General features: G+C 45.9%; 21 protein-coding genes. 14 read left to right on the forward strand and 7 right to left on the reverse strand.

Annotated features, from left to right (window positions below; translation table 11 throughout):
• Together H6797_02140 and H6797_02145 are read left to right on the forward strand one after the other, a co-directional pair.
• On the forward strand, positions 1–1,608 hold the full coding sequence (locus H6797_02140) for a hypothetical protein (GenBank protein ID USN96969.1): 1,608 nt from the start codon (positions 1–3) through the stop codon (positions 1,606–1,608).
• A 100-nt stretch (positions 1,609–1,708) separates the two neighbouring features.
• Entirely contained in the window at positions 1,709–3,151 is a 1,443-nt protein-coding gene (locus H6797_02145; protein ID USN96970.1) for a potassium/proton antiporter, read from the forward strand.
• Positions 3,152–3,155: 4 nt separating this feature from the next.
• Here the strand turns inward: H6797_02145 and H6797_02150 are convergent, their stop codons facing one another.
• A complete protein-coding gene (locus H6797_02150; protein ID USN96971.1) occupies positions 3,156–4,529 on the reverse strand; it encodes an amino acid permease in 1,374 nt (457 codons plus the stop codon).
• 180 nt (positions 4,530–4,709) lie between these two features.
• Between H6797_02150 and H6797_02155 the strand changes: the two genes are divergently transcribed.
• The 4 genes from H6797_02155 to H6797_02170 all read left to right on the forward strand — a co-directional run bounded on the left by H6797_02155 (position 4,710) and on the right by H6797_02170 (position 7,836).
• Complete coding sequence (locus H6797_02155; protein USN96972.1) at positions 4,710–5,264, forward strand: hypothetical protein; 555 nt, start codon at positions 4,710–4,712, stop codon at positions 5,262–5,264.
• Positions 5,265–5,830: 566 nt separating this feature from the next.
• The gene (locus H6797_02160) at positions 5,831–6,490 is read left to right on the forward strand and encodes a phosphoribosyl transferase (protein ID USN96973.1); all 660 of its coding nucleotides are present in this window, start codon (positions 5,831–5,833) and stop codon (positions 6,488–6,490) included.
• Between the two features lie 39 nt (positions 6,491–6,529).
• The gene (locus tag H6797_02165; protein ID USN96974.1) at positions 6,530–7,423 is read left to right on the forward strand and encodes a PH domain-containing protein; all 894 of its coding nucleotides are present in this window, start codon (positions 6,530–6,532) and stop codon (positions 7,421–7,423) included.
• Positions 7,420–7,836 (forward strand): hypothetical protein, encoded by a 417-nt coding sequence (locus tag H6797_02170; protein USN96975.1) that lies wholly within the window; start codon positions 7,420–7,422, stop codon positions 7,834–7,836. Before H6797_02165 ends, H6797_02170 begins: the two co-directional genes overlap by 4 nt.
• On the opposite strand, the gene H6797_02175 is transcribed toward H6797_02170, so the two are convergent.
• From H6797_02175 to H6797_02185, 3 genes are read right to left on the reverse strand one after another with little or no spacing between them, the layout of a single operon-like run.
• Complete coding sequence (locus H6797_02175) at positions 7,827–9,368, reverse strand: RnfABCDGE type electron transport complex subunit D (GenBank protein ID USN96976.1); 1,542 nt, start codon at positions 9,366–9,368, stop codon at positions 7,827–7,829. The genes H6797_02170 and H6797_02175 overlap by 10 nt on opposite strands.
• Entirely contained in the window at positions 9,338–10,081 is a 744-nt protein-coding gene (locus H6797_02180; GenBank protein USN97100.1) for an FAD:protein FMN transferase, read from the reverse strand. The genes H6797_02175 and H6797_02180 overlap by 31 nt, the downstream gene beginning before the upstream one ends.
• Entirely contained in the window at positions 10,081–10,581 is a 501-nt protein-coding gene (locus H6797_02185) for an FMN-binding protein (GenBank protein ID USN96977.1), read from the reverse strand. The genes H6797_02180 and H6797_02185 overlap by 1 nt, the downstream gene beginning before the upstream one ends.
• 155 nt (positions 10,582–10,736) lie before the next feature.
• On the opposite strand from H6797_02185, the gene H6797_02190 reads away from it, so the two are divergent.
• Together H6797_02190 and H6797_02195 are read left to right on the forward strand one after the other, a co-directional pair.
• Entirely contained in the window at positions 10,737–11,153 is a 417-nt protein-coding gene (locus H6797_02190; GenBank protein ID USN96978.1) for a hypothetical protein, read from the forward strand.
• Entirely contained in the window at positions 11,150–11,656 is a 507-nt protein-coding gene (locus H6797_02195) for a hypothetical protein (protein ID USN96979.1), read from the forward strand. The genes H6797_02190 and H6797_02195 overlap by 4 nt, the downstream gene beginning before the upstream one ends.
• A gap of 43 nt (positions 11,657–11,699) precedes the next feature.
• Here H6797_02195 and H6797_02200 read toward each other — a convergent pair whose 3' ends face one another.
• Positions 11,700–12,251, reverse strand: a complete 552-nt coding sequence (locus tag H6797_02200; protein ID USN96980.1) for a hypothetical protein — start codon at positions 12,249–12,251, stop codon at positions 11,700–11,702.
• Between the two features lie 159 nt (positions 12,252–12,410).
• Between H6797_02200 and H6797_02205 the strand changes: the two genes are divergently transcribed.
• The 5 genes from H6797_02205 to H6797_02225 all read left to right on the forward strand — a co-directional run bounded on the left by H6797_02205 (position 12,411) and on the right by H6797_02225 (position 17,655).
• Complete coding sequence (locus H6797_02205) at positions 12,411–12,785, forward strand: hypothetical protein (GenBank protein ID USN96981.1); 375 nt, start codon at positions 12,411–12,413, stop codon at positions 12,783–12,785.
• A gap of 296 nt (positions 12,786–13,081) precedes the next feature.
• Positions 13,082–13,609 carry a hypothetical protein gene (locus H6797_02210; GenBank protein USN96982.1) on the forward strand — a complete coding sequence of 176 codons (528 nt, stop codon included), beginning with the start codon at positions 13,082–13,084 and terminating at the stop codon, positions 13,607–13,609.
• A gap of 312 nt (positions 13,610–13,921) precedes the next feature.
• Positions 13,922–16,138: a polysaccharide deacetylase family protein gene (locus tag H6797_02215; protein USN96983.1), complete on the forward strand. Its 2,217-nt coding sequence runs from the start codon at positions 13,922–13,924 to the stop codon at positions 16,136–16,138.
• A 167-nt stretch (positions 16,139–16,305) separates the two neighbouring features.
• A complete protein-coding gene (locus H6797_02220; protein ID USN96984.1) occupies positions 16,306–17,400 on the forward strand; it encodes a glycosyltransferase family 2 protein in 1,095 nt (364 codons plus the stop codon).
• 30 nt (positions 17,401–17,430) lie between these two features.
• Complete coding sequence (locus H6797_02225) at positions 17,431–17,655, forward strand: hypothetical protein (GenBank protein ID USN96985.1); 225 nt, start codon at positions 17,431–17,433, stop codon at positions 17,653–17,655.
• A gap of 66 nt (positions 17,656–17,721) precedes the next feature.
• Here the strand turns inward: H6797_02225 and H6797_02230 are convergent, their stop codons facing one another.
• The gene (locus H6797_02230) at positions 17,722–18,765 is read right to left on the reverse strand and encodes a glycoside hydrolase family 16 protein (protein ID USN96986.1); all 1,044 of its coding nucleotides are present in this window, start codon (positions 18,763–18,765) and stop codon (positions 17,722–17,724) included.
• 174 nt (positions 18,766–18,939) lie between these two features.
• Between H6797_02230 and H6797_02235 the strand changes: the two genes are divergently transcribed.
• Complete coding sequence (locus tag H6797_02235) at positions 18,940–20,088, forward strand: glycoside hydrolase family 6 protein (GenBank protein ID USN96987.1); 1,149 nt, start codon at positions 18,940–18,942, stop codon at positions 20,086–20,088.
• Positions 20,089–20,202: 114 nt separating this feature from the next.
• Here the strand turns inward: H6797_02235 and H6797_02240 are convergent, their stop codons facing one another.
• A complete protein-coding gene (locus H6797_02240) occupies positions 20,203–21,066 on the reverse strand; it encodes an SDR family NAD(P)-dependent oxidoreductase (GenBank protein ID USN96988.1) in 864 nt (287 codons plus the stop codon).
• Between the last annotated feature and the right edge of the window lie 103 nt (positions 21,067–21,169).

Here is a 21,169-nt window from a genome sequence, read left to right on the forward strand (position 1 = left end):
ATGGGTGATTCTCAAGCACTTCAGCCTACATATTTCATAAAGATTGCTCAAAACATGAGATGGCTAATCTTAGCTATGCTGTTAATATCGTACCCGTGGGCCGGGCCCGAAGCGATGTATGTAGGTGGCTTGGCTGTTGCAGTAGCAGTTTATAATGCTCTCTATTACACACCGTATATTCGAGGGATAAAAAGCCTACGGATACTTGCAGTGATTATCTGTATTGACAGCCTGATTATTGCCGCATTCCTCATTTTGACAGGTGGCGCGGACAGTCCCTATAGACCGATAGTGGTATTTATGCTCATAACCGCAGCGTATTTTTACCGCTTAAAAGGAGTAGCTCTGATTATCCTATTAGAGGCAGCTATAATTCTTATCGTCGACAGATTTTCATTTTTTCCGTCAATACATTTGGACGCGATTCGATACGACAGCCTCTTGATTTTTATATTGCTAGGAATTGGCTTCTATGTTGAGCGCTTGACGCACCAAGATAAAGTTGAACGTGATTTATTGCGTCAACTTAGACAGCGAAGCGATGAACGTCGATTGCGTCTCCTTGCGTTGATAAATAGCCTTAGTTTTGCAATATTCGTCACCGATGAAAAAGGCGGCATTATACTCTATAACGAAGCTGCACGAATTATGGCCAATATTAAGGACGAGGGCCAACATTTGGTATTTACAAAGGCGCTACCTCTTTATAAGAGAGCGGACCCGCATAGGGCAAAAGTTAATATTTTTCAGGAACAATCGAGCGTACAGCGCAGACGAGACCTTAGTACTGACGGCGGAGAAAATGGGCAAATTGATCTCGACATAGACGTTACGCCAGTTAGCCAAGGTGATGCTGATACGGAATATCTTATTGTTTGTAGCGATATATCTCAGGAGCGAACACTTGAGGAGGAGCGCACGGAATTTATATCAGTAGCCTCTCATGAGCTTCGAACACCGATTACGATCGTGGAGGCGGCACTAGGGTCATTATTAAGAAGTGAAAAGACGATGTCGAAGTCGGGGTACGAACTACTGGAGCAGGCGCATCGTAATACGATACAGCTTGGTGGAATTGTTAAGGATTTGTCGGTATTGGCTGAGTCACAAAATGACAACATACCTATTGATCTGGGAGAGATAAACCCGTCGGAGATGATAGCTAGTTGCGTGTCCGATTTCAGGGCGCAAGTTAAAAATAAAGGTTTAGAATTAAATTATTCCGTTGAACCGCAAGTGCCTTTTGTAATATCAACAGAACGATATATTCGTGAAATACTACAGAACTATTTGACGAATGCAATTAAGTACAGCGAAAAGGGTACGGTTACTCTTCGTGCAGAAGAAGCGAAAGGCGGCGGTGTGCTATTTAGCGTCAAAGACAATGGTATCGGTATATCGCCAAGCGACCAGAAAATGCTGTTTACAAAATTCTTCCGAGCAGAGAGTTACCTGACCCGCACGACAGGCGGCACCGGCCTCGGGCTATATCTGTGCATGGAGTTAGCCGAGCGTATAGGCGCAAAGCTGTGGTGTAAGAGTGAGTTGGGTAAGGGCTCGACATTTTATTTAGAAGTTCCGTTGCGAAGTACTTCAAAACGTAAATAGGACTATGTATTTAAGTTGACGGAGCAAGAGTCGGGCTACGGTTTTAAGATATCGTAGAAATGTCGTCTGTTTCGGTGCCGTACTTTGATATCATTGTAGTGTGGATGAATCTTTGCTTTTCATTATTATAGGTGGGGTTTTGGCAATTAGTGTGCTTGTTGCGCTTGTGGCTTCAAATGCCGGCGTGCCGGCATTGGTTGCATTTTTGGGATTCGGTATGCTGCTTGGCGTGGATGGTCCGGGTCATATTGGGTTTACAGATGTAGGCCTGGCGCAGGCTGTCGGTACGATCGGTCTAGTAGCGATTCTGTTTGAAGGTGGTTTATCGACATCGTTAAGGCGGTTGCGCGAAGCGGCTGTGCCAGCGGCGTTGCTTAGTACGGTCGGCGTTGCTGTCACGGCATTACTAACGGGAGTCGCTGCGCAAATTATATTTAAGCTACCAATACTCGAGGCTTTGCTACTCGGCGCCGTGGTGGCGTCGACCGACGCGGCTGCCGTGTTTTCGACGTTTCGTGTTTCACATATTCGAAGACGCTTGGCACGTATACTCGAGGCTGAGTCGGGTGGTAACGATCCGACGGCGATTGCTCTTACTGTCGGTATTATTAGCTGGATTCAACAGCCTACATATCATTTTGGTAACGTTGTACTACTTCTCGTTCAGCAATTAGGCATTGGTTTATTGGTAGGTTTAGCTCTGGGTAAGCTTGCTATGTATGTGTTTGCTCGCTTGCCGCATAGTATCGGCGCCTTTGCGCCTGTAGCGTCTGCGTCTGCAGCATTGTTATCGTTTGGTGTTGCGGGTTTGTTTGGCGGCAGTGGTTTTTTGGCAGTATACATTGTGGGTCTGGCAATCGGTAGTACGCCATCGCGTTACCGTGGGCCACTAACGTTGTTCCATGAAGGATTGGCATTTTTGGCACAGGTAACGATGTTTATTATCATGGGTATTTTTGTGGTTCCACATACTCTATGGAAAATTGCGTTACCTAGTATTATATTGACGCTAGTATTGATAGTAATCATTCGTCCGGTTGCGGTATGGATATCGATTCCGCTTGGTAGACTGACTACTCGTGAGCGAGCGTTTTTAGGTTGGGCAGGTTTGCGCGGTGCGCTACCAATTATCTTGGGAATGTATGTATTGTCAGCCGGCTTGCCGCACGCGCAGTTTATTTTTAATACTGTCTTTTTCGTTGTGTTGTTTTCGGCGCTTATACAGGGAACCACGCTCAACTGGGTGGCTAAGCGCCTTGGTGTACTTGATAAATTACCAAGCGACAAAGAGTCGCGTCATAGGGACTCGATTGAGAAGATCTACTTTCACGTGGCGCCGCAACACTCCATCGCCGGCGCTGCGGTGCGAGAAGTGGGATTGCCACCGAGAGCTCACATAATTGAAGTTAAACGTCGTTCAAAAATTATTGAAATCGATAATCAAACGGTCATTCGTCCACGAGATCGACTGTGTGTTGAAGCACCTTATTCTATTCATCCTGAAATCGAGGATGTGTTCATGCGTTGGCGTCGACGCGTGTAGCGAGCTAGGATTGTGGGGCGACGTTTTCACCTTCGATAACTGCCTGTGAAATACCTTTTGGTCTTCCAGCGCGCACCCATAGCGCGTAGAGCACGGCTGCTATCAGCAAAGATGCGACAAGACTGATAATAGGGTCACCGCGACTGAGGTTGACGACAAGCGTAAATCCGACGACTAATGCTCCGAAGCCGTTCAGTAGTGCATTGCCAGGTTTGCGATCTGAAATTGCGAATCGTGCCATAGCCATAAGGCCGATAAAGAAGCTGACAAATACTGAGACGGCGTAAAACAATACAAGCTCTTGGTCTTTGGCGCCTGCAGCTAAGACGACAAGTGCCGAAATGATAAGGAATACGGCAACAGCAAAATAGGGTGTGTGGTGGTGATTTGTTCGCCCAAGATGCGGGTGTAGTACTCCGTAAATAATACCGGACTTGTGCGTTTTTCGTGCCAAAGCTTTAAGTAGACCTGGTCCGGCCTGAAACGATGAGCTGGCGGCCGCCAACAGAAGTAGCGCCGTCACGAATTGGAACGCAGCGAATACATGCGAGCCGACTGACACGCGGGCAATGTCGGCAATCTGAGTTGAATCTGCCTGCGGAATGCCGATCCCAAGTTTGACTGCGACAAACGTGAATCCAATAGTCAAGAGGCCTACAGTAGCTAAAGTAAGCCATAGAGTTACGCGACCGAAAAATTTTCTACCCTTGTTGTCTAACTGTCCGAGCTGGGCAATCGCCGAACTTGGCGCTTCGACTCCGGTGGCGAGTGCCATGGCAACGGGAAATGCTAGTAATATGGCAATGAATGCCGGGTGCGCGGATTGAACTGTACTTACAACAGCGACTGGTTGCGCTTGAATACCGCCGGTTAAAACCATTAAGCTGACGATTACGAAAGCGACAGTCATAGTTGCGAATACGGCCCGACCTATATGCCCGAACCACGTTAGTCCGGCAACGGCTAGCAAAAGAAACAGCGCAATAATGATGCGGTATGATGCAAGCGTAGGGAAGTATGCAATCAAAGCGGAGGCCCCGGCCGAGACACTTATAGCAATCGTCAAGACAAAATCGACGACAAGTGCTCCAATTGGTACGAACGCCCATGCTTCACCGAATGCTTCGCCAGCTGCAGCTGCTGCGCCACCACCTTCCGGATAGCGGGCTACGAGTTGGTGGTAGTTAATAATGATGAGTGTAATGATGCCTACGACAAGCCCCATTGTAGGCAAGAGCAAGCTGAGGTCGCCGTTGAGTGAGCGCAGAGCTGCCTCTATGGCGTATGCAACTGAAGACACGGGATCGGCCATGACAGCTAGTGCGAATGCAAAAAGGAGAGCTCCTCGTCCTGTTAGTATTTTTTTATATTTGCCCATGCCCAAAAATGTAGTTTTCATACGGTACGTCTGACCTTTCTTTAGAAAATTCCTATGTGCTGACCAGACTTCCCAGCTTCCAATAATACGGAATTATATATAAGAATCATTACTTTGTCTATGGACAGTTATAAGCGAATCAGTTATTATGCTTAAGTTTATTAATAACGAGGAGCGTATATGGCAAAAGCAAAATCCGATAGAAAAACGATTGATATAGTGTTTGTATTACTAGGCTTGGCGGCGACGGTTGTGTTGCTGGCGGTCGGTACGCTTGCATGGGTTGCATCTGACTTTGCTAAAACTACAGTTAAGGATGAGCTTTCGTCGCAGAAGATTTATTTCCCTGAAAAAGACAGTCCAGCTTTGAAGTCATTGCCAGAGTCTGACAGGGTGGCAATGGAGCAATACGCTGGCGAGCAACTAACGACGGGCGACCAGGCAAAGGTATACGCAGACAATTACATTGGTGTACATCTGGGTAAAATTGCCGGCGGCAAGACATATTCAGAAGTTAGTGCCGAGGCAATGGCGAACCCAACTGACACAAAGCTTGCGGCTCAGAAGCAAACACTATTTCAGGGTGAAACATTGCGTGGCTTGTTGCTTGGCGATGGCTATGCGTACTGGACTATTGGTCAGATCGCATATTACGCAGCAGCTGCTGCCCTTGCCGGAGCTGGCGTAATGGTCATATTGGTATTGTTCGGTATGCGACACATCTCGAGAAAATAATATTTATATATACAAAAAGGACTCCAAATGGAGTCTTTTTTTGTTGCTTTGGTTGATTGTTAAATTTAGCCTAGAGCAAATGAGGCATATCTCACGTCATGTTACATAAGCAAGACGTATAATCATACGAGCAGTTCCTGGATGCGTGGCAATGTTAGGGGTGTGATGAAATGGTTCGGCGTGTCAAATCGGTGCGAGTTTGTCCAAGCCAGGTTTGGTTTGTGCGGCAAGATGCGTGTGATCGATTCGATCTATTGCGATGCACATTTAGGAGTCCTCTGTTTGGATTCTAGATGCGAAAGGCAAGCGTCGCGCATATGCGGCGAAGACGATGGCGAACTTTGGTGTAGCGTACCATTATGTGGTGAGCATAGGCATATTCACACTTGACTACGCTAGGAAGGTGCCGGCCCCGCTTCAGGTTGATATTTATCCCTGGAGCGGGGCCTCTTCATTTGCATGTGATGAGTTGAATCGTATGTAGGTAGGCATTTTATAGCGATTTAGTAATTTATATTAGTGAACGAATATGTAAGCCGATGTTTAATGGGATTAGGAGGAACTGTATGGAATTTTATGATCGTGAAGATGCGGGTAGGCAACTTGCGATGTTGTTGAAACGTTTTAAAGGAGGGCACTCAGTCGTGATGGCGTTACCTCGTGGTGGGGTTGTCGTTGGGGCAGAGGTTGCGCGCATACTTCAAGTGTCACTTGGGGTTATACTTGTCAATAAAATAAGTCATCCAGCGGATCCGGAATTTGCAATTGGCGCCGTTGCTGAAGACGAACAGCCAGTATATAACGAACTGTCCATTATAGGAGTGGACTTGACGTGGCTGAAACTCGAGGAAGAGGCGGCTGCGGAGTTGATCGAAAGACGACGACAGATGTATTTTGACGGCGACTACACGCGACCGTCCATAAGGGGGCGCGATGTAATTATCGTTGATGATGGTATCGCGACAGGCTTAACGATGCTTGTTGCGGTGCGATGGGCACAAACGCACGGCGCACAAAGTGTGGTGATTGCTGCCCCTGTCGCATCTAAGTCCGTTATCGATATGCTGTCTCGCGAAGCAGACGATGTTTGTGTGCTCGGTGATCCTGATGCGTTTCGCGGATCCGTGGGGGCGCACTATTATGAATTTGGCCAAGTCGATGACCTGAGTGTCAGACAAATATTAAGAGACGTTAAGGTAAACCCTAACGGAGCAGCGTATCTATAGAAGATATAGTCTATAATAGAGGCAAGGAGATGCACAAATATGAAGCAACCCATAACCTCCACAAAATCAAATGAAGAACGTGTAATGCGGGCTTTGAAGAATGCCGGCGTATCGGAATACGGCTTACATAGATTTACGAGCACCTACTTACCGCGCGTTATACACCCTGATGAAAATATCGAGGCAGCTGTCTTTGGTCGTATGAAGGAAAGCGAAGGATTTTTTGGATTTGTTGAAGGCCTGCTGGTTGCGACTGATAAAAGGGTGATTTTTATTGACCATCGTCCTGGATATACGACGATGGACGAAGTAACGTATGATGTTGTGTCGGGCGTGAATATATCGACGACGATATTTTATTCCAGTGTGACGCTTTTTACGAAAGTGGCTAACTACAGACTTTCATTTGCAAACAAAAAGAGCGTGCAACGATTTGCCGACTATATTGAGTCGCGTAGAATTGATACGACAGAGCGCGAAGAGCCAATAGAGTCGAAGCCATACGTAGTATTGCTGTCAAATGAAGCGTTGCAATTTTTGACCAGCCACGAGATCGGCGTACTTTCATCTACAGAAAGGACGGGTTTGATTAGCGGTGCCGTGGTGTACTATACGGTGAGGGGCAATGGTATATATTTCATGACTAAGGTCGGAACGCGTAAAGCTGACAATATATTAGGAAATCAACATGTTGCTTTTACTGTGTATGACGAACTGAAACTTCAGACCGTTCAACTCCATGGAGTAGTGGAACTGGAAACGGATGAATTAATAAAAAAAGAAGTAGCCGAGTCGGTAATTCGTTTACGCAGTTATGAAAATGGTAAACATTTGCCTCCGATTATGAAAATGGGTGGCAAAGATGAGTTTGTGACATTCCGCATAACTCCTACGAAGTATTCATATACAGACTTCAAAAACTTGTCGGTGTGATGATAAACGGACAGCGACTTATTGAACTGGTAAAACAGGAGCGATTTCCTGACGGTTCGTTTGTTATCTTCGGTAGCGGTCCATTGGCGCTGGCGGGCATTCGTCCCGTGATGGATATCGATATCGTCGTCACTGATGATTTATATAAAGATCTTAAGCGGAGGGGCTGGCGAGAGAAGATAGGGTTGAATGGTGATAAGATGATTTGCCATGATGTGTTTGAAGCGAGCACAAGTTGGCAATTCGGTGAATATCGACCGTCTTTCGACGAATTGCTAGCGTGTGCTGAACGTATTGATGGCGTTACATTTTTACCTCTTGGAGAGGTTAAGAAATGGAAATTGGCCATGAACCGAGACAAGGACCACGAAGATATACTACTTATTGATAAGTATTTAGCGACTCAGCTATAGCCAAAGAAGTAATCAACCTTAACTTGGCTGGACGGTACGCCTAGGTCTATTAGGTTTTCTTTTATAGTGAGTACCATCGGTTGTGGCCCAGATATATAAAACGTTCGCTCCAGGTAGTCGGGGATTGCCGTTTTTATTAGTTCGGCATTGATTTGACCCGGCCTGACATGTGGTGACGGCAAGGATTTTAATTCATTTACAACGTATGTTGTATCGACACGTACTTTGCGTCGCGCTTCTTCGAATACGTCACTGTACGTAACGTCGTCTACGGTACGTTCGCTGTAAATCATCTTTACAGAACGATCGTCGCCGGTGTCGGACAAGTATTTGACCATGCTACGAAACGGTGTGACGCCGATGCCGCCGGCAATGAAAGCAAGTTTAAGTTTTTTGTCACTAGGCATTGTGAAGTCACCGCCTAATTGACCTGCGGATATAAATAAGTCGTCATCGGCTTCTCGGAGTGTTTGCTTAAACGTACTGCTTGGATCGTAGTAGCGGATGCCAAAACGAATGGTGTCTTCGGTTGGCGACGATGCTAGTGTGAAGTAGCGTCTAAGACCGCGCGAATCGGCCGAAGAGTGAGGTAGGGTCAACTCGACATATTGGCCGGGCTTGTAGTTAAAGGCACGTTCAGGTGTAAATTCAATATCTTCCGTTCGTTTACCGAACAGATGACGATCTTTTAGGTATAAACGAGTCTTGACCATGGGAGATACTAAGAAGGCAAAAATATTACCGACGACAAGCGCCAGCTCGGGTGTAGAGTAAATGGAGCCAACGTGCAGTGCGGGTGCAAATAATATACCGACTATAAGAGCGTAAATGATTCGTTTGCCTTTTGTCGCAGGCGACGTCCAGGGCTCTGTTAGCATGACAAAAGCTAGGAAGAACAGGGAGGAGTGGAGTATGACGTTCTGAAGTGCTACTCCTGTATCTCTTCCACTAAGCCAGACGAAGAATAGTGTCGACAGGATCGCCGTCGCTATGAAGGTGAGAACCATGCCTAGTCTGCGTATTTTACGCGAAATAAGGAGGCCGCCAACGACAACTATCGGCAAGAGTACTGAAGCACCAACCCACCAGCTTGCTGATTCTTGCGGGCCAAATGCAGTTAGTACGACAGCAATAGCCGCAGGGTTGAATATGTGTTTATAACGTATCGCCAGCAGATACTTCGACGCGATTGCTAGACCGGCCGCTGCCGTAAAAAACGTAATGTCTTTGAACGATGCGGCAGGCGTGATGATAAGCGACAGTATGAGAGCGGTTAGTATAGACGATTCCCAGTTAGTCGGGGCGTCGAAAACCTTTGCGAACACATAATTAATGACGAGGCATGTTATGACGAAATACGACGATGTAAACAATATAGAGTAAGGACTGTACGTAAGCCAGCCAAGTGTGCCGAACAGCATGGCCGCGCCTACGAGTGCAAGCAGATAATAGAGCAGCAAGCGATACATAGTAATTCGGTCTATAAGTAAGTCTATGAATTTCATGATTCGTTTACCTCGAATTTTTTCCATCCGTTCGTCATAGTGACATTTTTGTTTGCGCTTACCATGTAGCCCTCGTAGCCTTTTAACTTTTCTATAAATTCTATGCCACGCGAGCCCATTGCGAACGCCGCCGTTGCCATGCGGTCGGCGTCAATTATGCGCGGCGCGATGACTGACAGTGACACGATATCTGTCGGTGGGTTGCCGGAAATTGGGTCATATATGTGTTGTCCGCGGATGGCGGAGCCCGATGTGGCAACTGCATGATTACCGAGCGAAATAATTGAAATATTTTCATGACGATTGAAAGGGTTCCGTATGCCGACGCGCCATGATTGTTGTTTGTCGTTATTGCCACTTACTTGAATGTCGCCACCCGCTTCTATATAAAAATCATCGCTGAAACTCTGCAAAATACTCGCTGCTCGTTGTATGGCCCAGCCCTTAACAATGCCCGAAGGGTCAAATGTATGATCATGCCACACGTCAAAATAGCCATCGGTTTCATGTTTTGTATTTTCGGCGAGTTCCAAGATCTCGTGCATTTCGATACTGTAGTCAGATTCAGTGAGTTCATGGCGGTTTATTTGTGATACCTCGCTGGAGTCTATGTAGGGACTATAGCGCTTATCGACTTGATTGAAAAAATCAAAGACTTTTTTGAATGCTACGTCAGAATCTGTTTCATGTGGCGTCATGAGCGTGACGGGCATGCCCATGATTATACGCGTCTCTTTGATCATGCACGCGCCTGAGCTAATGCGTCGCCAAGAGATTCGATAAATGCCTGGCTGGTATCGGTAGCGCCCGATACGCCGTCTACCTGTGCAGATTGGACCTGGATAGCCTGACTTTTCAATATAGGCATTGCATATTGGTTGATATAAATTGAATTGCTACGATCCTGGGGGTAATCAAGGAAGTCTACGTTAGTGAGCTTGCCACCAGAAATAGTCGCTTTGACTTGTATGAAACCATAGAATGCATCACTACTTTTTCCGGTGAAGCTACCATCTTTGTATTTGCTCGTAGTCTTTGATACCGAACTTGAAGCAACGGGTGTTGACGAGGAGGACGGAGTAGTTGTACTGCTAGCTTTGTTTACGATTGCTTGTGAAGTGGTATTTGCGGACAACTGGCTAATCGCTTGAGTGCCTTCACTGCGTTGATGAGTACTATATATAACAAAAGTGAACGCCACGAAGGCACCGATTGCTACTTTGGCTATTGTTCTGTTCATGTCATTAGTAAACTATGTAAAACTTATTTTTTGCTTATATCAAGCCGGTTTGTCAATTTTATTTTGCTACTACTATACATTGTATAGATTTGTTTAATTTTTGGCTAGCATTGACCAACGTATTATAATGTGTGAATCCGGAGGTGATTAAAATTATGGAAAAACTGACACATAGAAGTGTGATACGAGCGTTGCAAGAATCTTGGGACATAAAAACAAGTTCGATACCAGACGAATGGTCCGAAGCTAATCGTGCTCGTGGGCAATGCGTACCGTCGTCGCTTGTCGTGCAGGATTACTTCGGTGGTGAACTGGAGCGTGTTATGGCTACTGGAGACGCACTGAGCGAAAGTCACTATTTCAACAGATTGGTCGATGGCGGGGTTATCGATTCGACTGCTATGCAGTACTCGATGTATGCTCCTACGAAGTTTACACGTATGCCTGTCGACTTGGCTGCAAAGAACTGCATGACTATACGTGAATATGTGCTGAAAAGTGAGCAAACTCTTGCTCGCTACGCGTTGTTGAAAACACGAGTAATGGATTTACTTGAAATGGCTGAGGAATGAAACGAAAGAGTATTTCACTTATCGGTATGCCTGCATGTGGTAAGTCGACCATCGGGAAAGAGCTGGCCAAGGTGTTGGGCATGCCGCTGCTGGACGTTGACAAGTGGATGGAAGAGAGGGAAGGTATGCCACTGCGGGAGGTTATTGAAACTAAAGGCAAGGATTATACTCTTAGACTGGAGACAGACTGCATACGTAGCCACGATTTGCATGACGTTATTCTATCTACGCCTGGCAGTATAATTTATAACGACGTGTTGGACGTACTACAGGAACAAACGCACATCGTATGGCTTAATGTTCCGTTCGCTGCTATCGAAGAGCGTTTAGCGCCAGACGTAGACAATAAGCGGGGGGTTATAGGTCTGAAGGAAAAGGGCTTGAAGAGACTTTTCGACGAACGTACACCATTTTATGCTGAATGGGCAACAAGCGTAATAGACTGTGGTTCAAAGAGCGCTACCGATATAGTTGATGAGATTGTTGGTATCTTTAGGAAATAATGAAACCCCGCATCCATAAGATGCGGGGTGCGAGGGGGGCGAGTCACGCCATCCAGGCGGGCGCTAGTTCAATGTCGGCTAGTTTGAGGTGTGTTGAGGGTGGTTGTACGCAACATGCTTTTAGTGATAGCGTATGCCTACCCTCGCTGTCGAACATATAGCCATGGTCGGGGTAGCAAAATATGTTTATGCGTCGTTTTAGTTCTGACGACACAACTCCTGTGTCTACCTTGTAATATTCGGTAGCAAAGTTTTCGGGCAACCCTACATCCAATTCGACTATATCGATAGTTTTCCAGCGTTGTTCGTGGCTCAAACCGACGATTTCGTCAAACATCAAAGCTCCGAACTCCATTTCATCGCGTTTGTTACGATGAAATGTCCTGCACTCAGACGGTTTTATGGTTAGTAGCCCGTCCATAAATTCTTGTAGAGCACAATCATCATACAGCCCATCGATTGGACAGACGTGTATATAACGTATCTCTATATATCCCTTTACAGACGGTGGAAAATAATTGTATGTCTGAGATTCGCTGACATACACCGATCCATTGCTAGCTAGTGACTCACGAATTGTTGCGAGCAGGCTCATTTGCTCTCCCTTCTTAGGTACGATGAGCTACTTTTATTGTTGCGTACGTCACCGCGATAGTCCGTATGAAATCTAACTTTTGACAAAAAGGGCATAAAGATGTATAGTACCTTTATCGTATCCGTACTATGAGCTAGAAGCAAAGAGAAGGATAAGTACATGGACGCCGCTCTATTAGACAAGGAAGTAACTGCGCCATATCGTGAAGGTCTCTTCAGGCAAGAATGGGGCGCGTATTCAGACAGGTGCTTGTGGCACATTACGTACATTACTCACTATGGTGTGTCGGGGTGGACGCGTTTTATAAAAATTGGTCTGGTAACAGAGCCGTTGTATCGCAAGCGTAGCTCGAAGTCGCTTGTTCCGATGCGTGAAGTAACTATACATCCGGAAAGGTGTACGTATACAAAAGCGGTCGACGGGCTGATGACAATCTACGAAGGTAGTCGGACGCTTAAGTTATATCCGCCGTCACACCTGGCCGAAAGGCTAGAGGCATGGCTTAATCAGCCATCGGCATTCGGCGTTGACTGATGCCGTAAGATACAGACAAAACCCTCGAGGCGGGCGGACAGAAATGTCCCTCGCCCGAGGGTGTTTTTATTTTGTAAAGTAAAGTGCGTTTCCTAAAGGTGTATGCGAGACGGTATATTCATTTCATAAGCTTGCTCTAAAGTAAAAGCCATATTATGGGACATGTTGCTGGCTGACGAGCCGCAGCAATTTACTTGAAACTTGACTACAATTCGCGTGGATAGATATGCCCATAACGCAGTGGCGTTGCTCAGCATACCCCGACGAAACCTGTAGTCTTAACAGAAAGGAACAACATGAAAGCATTTACCAAATCACTTATAGTAGCGGGCGCCGTAGGGACGGTCGGCTTAGGCACGCTTACGGCGGGCGCAGTCGCTAACGCAGAATCAGGTACGGGCAACGGCTCGGGAGGTCCCGCGTCTAGCCTCGTGGGCAAGATTGCTTCGACATTTCATTTGGACAAGTCAAAGGTGCGGCAGGTTTTTGACCAACAAAGATCTGAAAATGAGGCGAAGCACGAGCAAAGAGCGGGCGACCGGCTACAAAAGCTCGTAGACGATGGTGTGATTACGTCTGCGCAAAAGAGCGCAATTGAGTCTAAGCTGGCCGAGCTGAAGACTGAACGCCAATCTGATCGTGGCACTTTTAGAGATTTGACACCAGCACAGCGCAAGGCAAAAATGGATCAAAAGCGCAGCGAGCTAGAGACGTGGGCAAAGCAACAGGGTCTTGATCTGAGTAAGCTCATGGGTATCTTTGGCGGTCCCGAGGGTCATGGGCGGCATGGTGGCCACGGTACGCCACAGGAATTAGGCACCTAAGCCTGGAACATTCCTCACATCAGGAAGCGCCCACCGGGGCGCTTTCTTTACGAGGCTCAGGGTTCTATAAGCACAGGCTGTCATACTAATAGTAGTGCTTCGGGTATATACACGAAGCCGCACAGAAGCAGATAAAAATGCAATCCCTCCATATTATTAAAAACGCCCCGCTTGGGGCGTTTTTAAAAAATTATTGTTGCTATGTATTTTATGAGACTGGCTTTTTGGATATCGCAAACCGTTGCCGTTAATAGTATACAATTAAATAACATTGATTAATTGTCACAAATAGATTAAAATATATATAGCTTTATGATGAAATATTTAAAAAAATCTATTTACATTATTCTTAGCGTAGTGCTACTTTCGCCTATGCTTTTACCTTATTCACGTGCATTGGCCGATGGTTCCAACTTGATTGCCAACGCTTCTGTCGAGGCGGCGGCAAGTAACAAGCCACTTAACTGGACTACAAATAGTTGGGGCACAAATACAGCTACATTTGATTATGCGACAACTGGTCATACGGGGAGTCGAAGTCTTTCTGTGTCCGTATCTAATTATACTAACGGTGACGCTAAGTGGATGGCTGATCAGGTCGCTGTAACTGCGGGTCAAACATACACGTATACTGATTATAGTAAGTCAAATGTTATGACTGAGCTCGATCTTGCATATATGAAAGCTTCTGGTGGCATGAGCTTTGTGTATCTTAAATCTATACCAGCAAGTAACACGTGGCAACAAACATCTACTACTTTTACAGTACCCGCAGGGATGGTGAGTGTTTCTGTGTACCATATTGTGTATTCTAACGGTTCAATGCAGACCGATGACTATAGTTTGACTCTGCAGGGCCAACCTACACCTACACCTACACCTACACCTACACCTACACCTACACCTACACCTACACCCAACCTTATAGGGAATTCTTCGTTCGAAACGGCAAATGGAATTGATCCGGCAGGGTGGCATCGTGGCGGTTGGGGTACAAACACTCCTACATTTACGTACGCGTCAAGCAGTGCACGTACAGGTAGCCGTAGTGTAAGCGTTAGTCTGTCGAGTGTGAGCAGTGGTGATGTGAAGTGGTATGCCGATCCAGTACCTGTGAGTGTCGGCACGACGTACACGTATGAGGACTATTACACTTCAACCGTAGGTACTCGTGTTCTTGTGGCTATGACCAATACAAATGGTGTCAACAGTTACAGCGAGTTGACTGCCGCGCCAGCTGAAGCAACGTGGGCTCTTTATACGGATAGCTTTACCGTACCAGCTGGGATACAATCAGTTACTATTTATCACATACTTGATCAGGTGGGTACGTTGACAATTGACGACGTGTCGCTTGTTTCAGACACTAAAAGCACGCCTTCGACAGATGGACTTATAGCGAATAGTTCATTCGAAGATGCAACTGGAACGAAGCCGACGGGCTGGGCGACGGACAAATGGGGTTCAAACACCGCTACGTTTACATACGTGCAAAACGATGGTCATACAGGCACTAGCAGTAGTAAGGTGACGATAAGTAACTACGTGAGCGGTGACGCAAAGTGGGACTTCACGCCAATCACCAACCTCGTACCTGGAAGTCAGTATAGCTTCTCGGCATGGTATAAGACGAATACTCAAGCTCATGTCGTAGCTACGTATGTAGACACTAATGGGGTTGATCAATACCTTACCCTTCCAAATCCAATTTCAGGCGGCGGTGCGGCGAACACTTGGCAGCAGTACAAGACCATTCTAGACGTACCAACAAATGCCGTTTCGGTGTCAATCTATTTCCTTATCGCAAGTAATGGCTGGCTACAAACCGACGATTTCAGTCTGGATCCGTATACTCCGACTGGATTTGATGCGCCAATAATTAGTTTGACGTTCGATGATGGCTGGGACTCAATCTACACTAACGGATTGCCTTTATTACAAAAATACGGCCTTGTTTCAACCCAATATTTAATTAGCGGTAAACTGAATACTCCGAATTACATGACAACAGCTATGGCTCAGGCATTTCTAGATTCTGGCAGTGAAATCGGGGCTCATACCGTTACTCATCCTGACCTAACGCAAATTAGTGGCGCACAGTTAACTGCAGAACTTAGTGGCTCACAAGCGACGCTTCGTCAACTTTTTGGAAATAATGTAGCGCAGACGTTTGCGTCACCTTACGGTACATACGATGCGACAACACTATCTGCTATAGGACAGTATTATCAGTCTCATCGCTCAACGGATGTTGGATATAATACGAAAGACAATCTTAATATCTACAATATTATTTCACAGGATGTCACTACATCAACGACTCCTGCGGAGGTCGCTCAATGGGTCGCCAAAGCCAAAGCAGAGAAATCTTGGCTTGTCATCGTGTATCACGCAGTAACTAACATACCCAGTGATGATTATGCGACGAGTCCGGCTGATTTAGACGCAGAATTGAGTAATATTAAAGCCTCGGGTGTTAACGTTGAAACCGTCAGTCAAGCACTTGCTCATCTTACGGGCCAGCATTAATCGAAATTATCTTCATTGCAACAGTATATTTTAATAAAATATACTGTACAAATTAACACAAATAGTGTATAATAAATACGAAACGACGTAAGTGGAATAGGTGCCTTCTGTAATGGCGGTACCTATTTACTTTTGTCAACATTAATTAAATGAGCGAGAGGTGACAAATGGTTGCAAAACCACGTGTAGTTGCATTGGTTCCGGCACACAATGAAGAAGATATTATCAAAGAGACGATAGCCTCTTTGATGACTCAGACATATCCTTTTACGTATGTTCTTATTATTGCCGATAATTGTACTGATGGGACTATTCGTATTGTAAAGCGAGCTCAGCGAAAATATGGTTCAAAAAAGTTACGCCTATTAGAGACCGTCGGAAATACTCACAAAAAGGCTGGTGCACTCAATCAGGGCTTTGAAATAACTCGCAAGAGTAGGCCGGACTTTATATTCGGCATGGATGCAGATACGATTATTGACTCTCAAATGGTAGAAGAGGCTGTTAAACAGTTTATGCTTGAACCAAATACGGCCGGTATCTGCTCGGCTTACCGTACACTTCCTCTTAAAAGTGAAGCAAGCTATTGGGAACGTTACCTGTGGAGGCTTCAAAATATCGAGTTTGGCCTCGCTAATGCATGGAGGGTCGAAAATAATGATAGCGCTCGAGTACTTCCTGGCGTATCTGTCATGTTTAGAGCAAAGGCCTTGCGAGATGTCTACGAGCTCCATAAAGGAATTGTTTGGGCTACGGATAGTCTCGTTGAAGATTATCGCCTTACTCTTGAACTGAAGGATCTAGGTTGGGACGCTAAATCATCACTTCGTATGATTTCTTGGTCAGACGTGCCATTACGCCTTTTTGGTAAGGCGGGCCTATTTGATCAACGTCAACGATGGTATAGCGGTACAGTAGATGAGTTGCGTCGTCGTGGTGCAATGAAACATTCTCGCTACGAGTTGTTCACTATCGCACTGCTCGTCATAAACTTCTTGATGCGTCTGCTTCTTATTTCTGCCTACGTTACGATTATCGCAATGGGCAATAGTATTCAGTGGATATCATTCTTCCTTTTTCTCCCCGTTGCAGCGGCGTCGATTCAATATTATCGATGGGTTAAGTATACCGATCAACGTGACCGATGGCAGGGTGTTATGACGTTAGCGCTGATTCCGAACGAGCTGTACGCCATATTTAGAGAGTTTATTTACTTATATGCGATTTGGATTAGTTACAGACGGCCTAATCGAGCATGGTAAAGATAAAGGAAAAAGAAAGGAGAGCATAATATGTACGTCCCAACAAATATGACACTTGTCGGCAGTTTGGCCCCAATTACGACCGTGGATTTTTCACTTCATACGTTTCTCGGCGTCAGCTGGCTCGTTTTGTTGCCCTATACTGTTTTTGGTGTTGTGCTGATGGTTCACAGTCAAAGCAAGCTTATCCGTGGTGAGCGAGAGCTGAAGCGTCAGAACGACTCTATAGATGCACTAAGTATAACCCGTAAATAGTGTATGATTCATTAAATAACACCCAGTTACACAAAGACTGGGTGGTGTTATTGCTATTTAAATACCTTACGAACCAACATAGGGGTAGTAGTAGATGGAGCCGATATCTAACGATGCAGGTAAAGCGCTGTTATCGATACCGTTACCTGGATAATGAGCGGTGTCCATTCCACCCCAGGTTCCGCCCATTGCTAGATTGACGATAAGATAAAAGGGCTGATCGAACGGCCACGTTGTATAGTCTGCCTTTTTGGTGCGAGTGTATGTGTAGTACGGCGTATTATTAACAGCAAATGTAACGCTTGTCGGAGTCCATAGAAGCGAATAGAGATTAAAACTTGCACTGTCATCAGGTACTTTTATAGTGCCAAATGATCCGGTGCCGTCGGGGTGACGATTAGCGTCTGATGCCGTATGAACGACTCCGTAGATAATATCTGGCTTAAATCCCACAGCTTCAACGATGTCAATTTCTCCGCCGTTTTTATAACGTGCGGTATTATTTATCGGACTTCTTTTGGCATATTTGTCATTCGCTGGCAACAGCCAAATCGCAGGCCAGGTACCTACGCCACTCGGTAATTTGGCAGTTATATCTATTCTTCCATATAAAAATGATTGTTTTCCTTGGGTTTCAAGTCGCGCAGATCCGTATTGATATCCAGATGGCTGAGAATCATGACTTGCAATAAGGCGTAACGTTCCATTTTCTATTCTTAAGTTTGCAAAGCTATCGGTGTAATATTGTTGCTCATTATTGCTATTTTCGGCTGGTCCAACAAGAACGTTCCAGTATTTAGGATCGGGGAAACCAGATGTCTTGTTTGCGAAGTTTTGGAACCAACTCGGTTTGGTTGCAAAGAGGGGGTTGTATTGCGCGGGTGTGCTTAAGTTAGAGTCTACTGAAGCTACTACGTTTGGCATCTTTTCTTTAATAAGAGTACGGATTATATAAGGGTATGCAAACAAGAGGCTACATATTGTAACCATAATTACAAAAACGCCAGTGTTCGCCAGTGTCTTTTTTACTTTCAGTTTTCGCCGTCGCATACGTGCATTGCTTACTTTGCGGAACGGACGTTGCGATACGGCTGGAAGCAGACGATCCATCTGTTTATTATACGATATATAATAAATATTGTCAATATTGTTATATATATTACACCTTATATTTTTAATCACTAAAGTGTGAGCTGCACTGGTATACTTAGAATTAGTGCAAGGGAGGTATATATGATTTTGGCACGCCGAAGTGCTACTTCTCGTTACCGGTACAGGAAGGTGATGAGATTACGACGATTTGCGAAGCGATGGAAGCTTCGTTCGGTGTATATGGTAGCAGTATTTTGTGTCATGTCTTTTTCAATCTCCACGATATTTTCAGCTATTAGCGAAGGAGCCGAAGTGGTATCACCTGAAAGACGCATCGCGACAGCCTCAACGAATGGGAAGGCGGGTGTCTCAAGCCCCGTCAGCATTCAGAAGATGGAAGAAGTAAAAAGTACAAAAGCAGTCCTTGGGGCTTCTACGAATAAGCAGATTTTTAGCCAGATACCGCCAAAACCTTCGTGGGTTACTATGCCGCTATATACAGATCCTAATAACGGAGCGGCTCAATATATCGCTAAGAATCCTTCAATAAATGGCGCTAGTTATATAGAACGTATGGCGAAAGTTCCGGTTGCGCAATGGTTTGGCGATTGGAATTCAAACGTAAAAGTTGATGTTGATAATTATGTTGCTGCCGCTGCGGCAAAAAGGAGCGTTCCTGTAGTGGTGGTGTATAACATTCCGCATCGTGATTGCGGAGGTTATTCAACTGGAGGTGCTAACAACTTTTCTTCATATACAAAATGGATCGAACAGGTCGCCGCCGGCATAGGTAATAGAACGGCAGTCGTAATATTAGAACCAGATGCGCTCGGTGCCCTTAACTGTCTTCCTTCGTCTCAAAGACAAGAACGAACTCAATCTATAGCTCAGGCAGTAACTATACTGAAGGCGCACGCCCAGACTGCTGTTTATATTGATGCGGGTACACCTGTTTGGCAACCTGTAAATGTAATGGCTTCACGTCTGAAGATTGCCAATGTGGCTGCGGCTAATGGATTCAGCTTAAATGTCTCATATTTTTCATCAACGGCTAAGAATCGAACTTACGGTAATCAACTTTCGAGTCTTATTGGTAACAAGCATTATGTCATTGATACGTCACGAAATGGCGCTAATCATGCAGTAACAGGTATGCAGTGTAATCCTTCTTTCGCCGCACTAGGTGAGATGCCGACGACGAATACAGGGAGTGCGTTGAACGATGCGTTACTATGGATAAAAATTCCTTGGGAGTCGGACGGATCTTGTAATGGAAGTCCAGGTCCAGGTGAGGGATATTGGAGTTATGCTGTCGAGCTTGCGAAAAACGCTGGTTGGTAGGCTTAAGACACATATTCACAAGAGCAACTAGTCTTGTGGCGTGTGAAAAGGCGCAATAAAGAAAAAAAGCCCGCCGAGTAGACTATACGTCTACCTGTGACGGGCTTGTGGTGCTTATGGAGTTGGGGGCAGATTGGTCGTGCGCTGGCTATTTTCTGCAAGCGCCTTGTCCTTGGCTTTCTTCATGCGTGGGCCTACGTAGAATTCCAAGGTGCGCTGGGCGACCCAAGGATGAAGACGTAGGAGCCTGACTCGGCGCGGGTAATCGACATTGCGACGCTGTTTGCGGATCGCTCTGGCGATTGCCTTGACGGCTGGTCCGGACTTTGCCACTGGCATGATTCGAAAGCTTCGTCCGAAGAGGCGAACCCCGACCAGATATTCACCGGCTTTGGTACCGAATCCTATGCTAGTCATCTCGGTTTCGAGCTCCGAAAAAACGCCGACTCCAACCTTGATGCCGCGCGGTTTTACCTCAACACGGAGTGTTTCGGCAAAGGCACGAACGGCAGCTTTGCTGGCGTTGTATGAGCCAATCATGGGCGCGCTGACGTACCCTGCTAGCGACGACATAAAGAATATGTAGCCGCCCTCGGTCATGTAGGGTAGTGCAGCTATTGCAGTATTTGCACTTCCCGTAGCGTTAACTGCCATGGTAACGGCAAATTCTTCCATGAATTTAGGGTCTTCGATAACCATCTGACGAGCAACGCCCGCATTACAGATGACGTCGTCGATTCCGTTCATGATAGTGTTTGCCTTTTGCAGGGCAGCAGTTACCTGATCCATGGAGCGTACGTCGCAAATTGCCCATGCGGACGAGTCGCCACACTCCTCGGCGAGTTTTTTCAGCTCCGCTTCTTCGCTGGGTAAACCAGTTACGAAGACGTGTGAGCCGTCACGGGCCAGTGATCGAGCGGTTGCGCTACCGAGGCCACGACCGGCTCCGGTAATGAAAACCTTGCGTCGTATAAACACGATTCTCCTAAGCTAGTAGTGAAATGAACTCCCACAAGAATATGTGAGTACTGCCCATATTTTTCATTTAAAGGGCAAAAATGTCAAGTCATAAGTTTACGAA

The organism is Candidatus Nomurabacteria bacterium (genome assembly GCA_023898645.1).
GTDB lineage: Bacteria > Patescibacteriota > Saccharimonadia > Saccharimonadales > Saccharimonadaceae > UBA2112.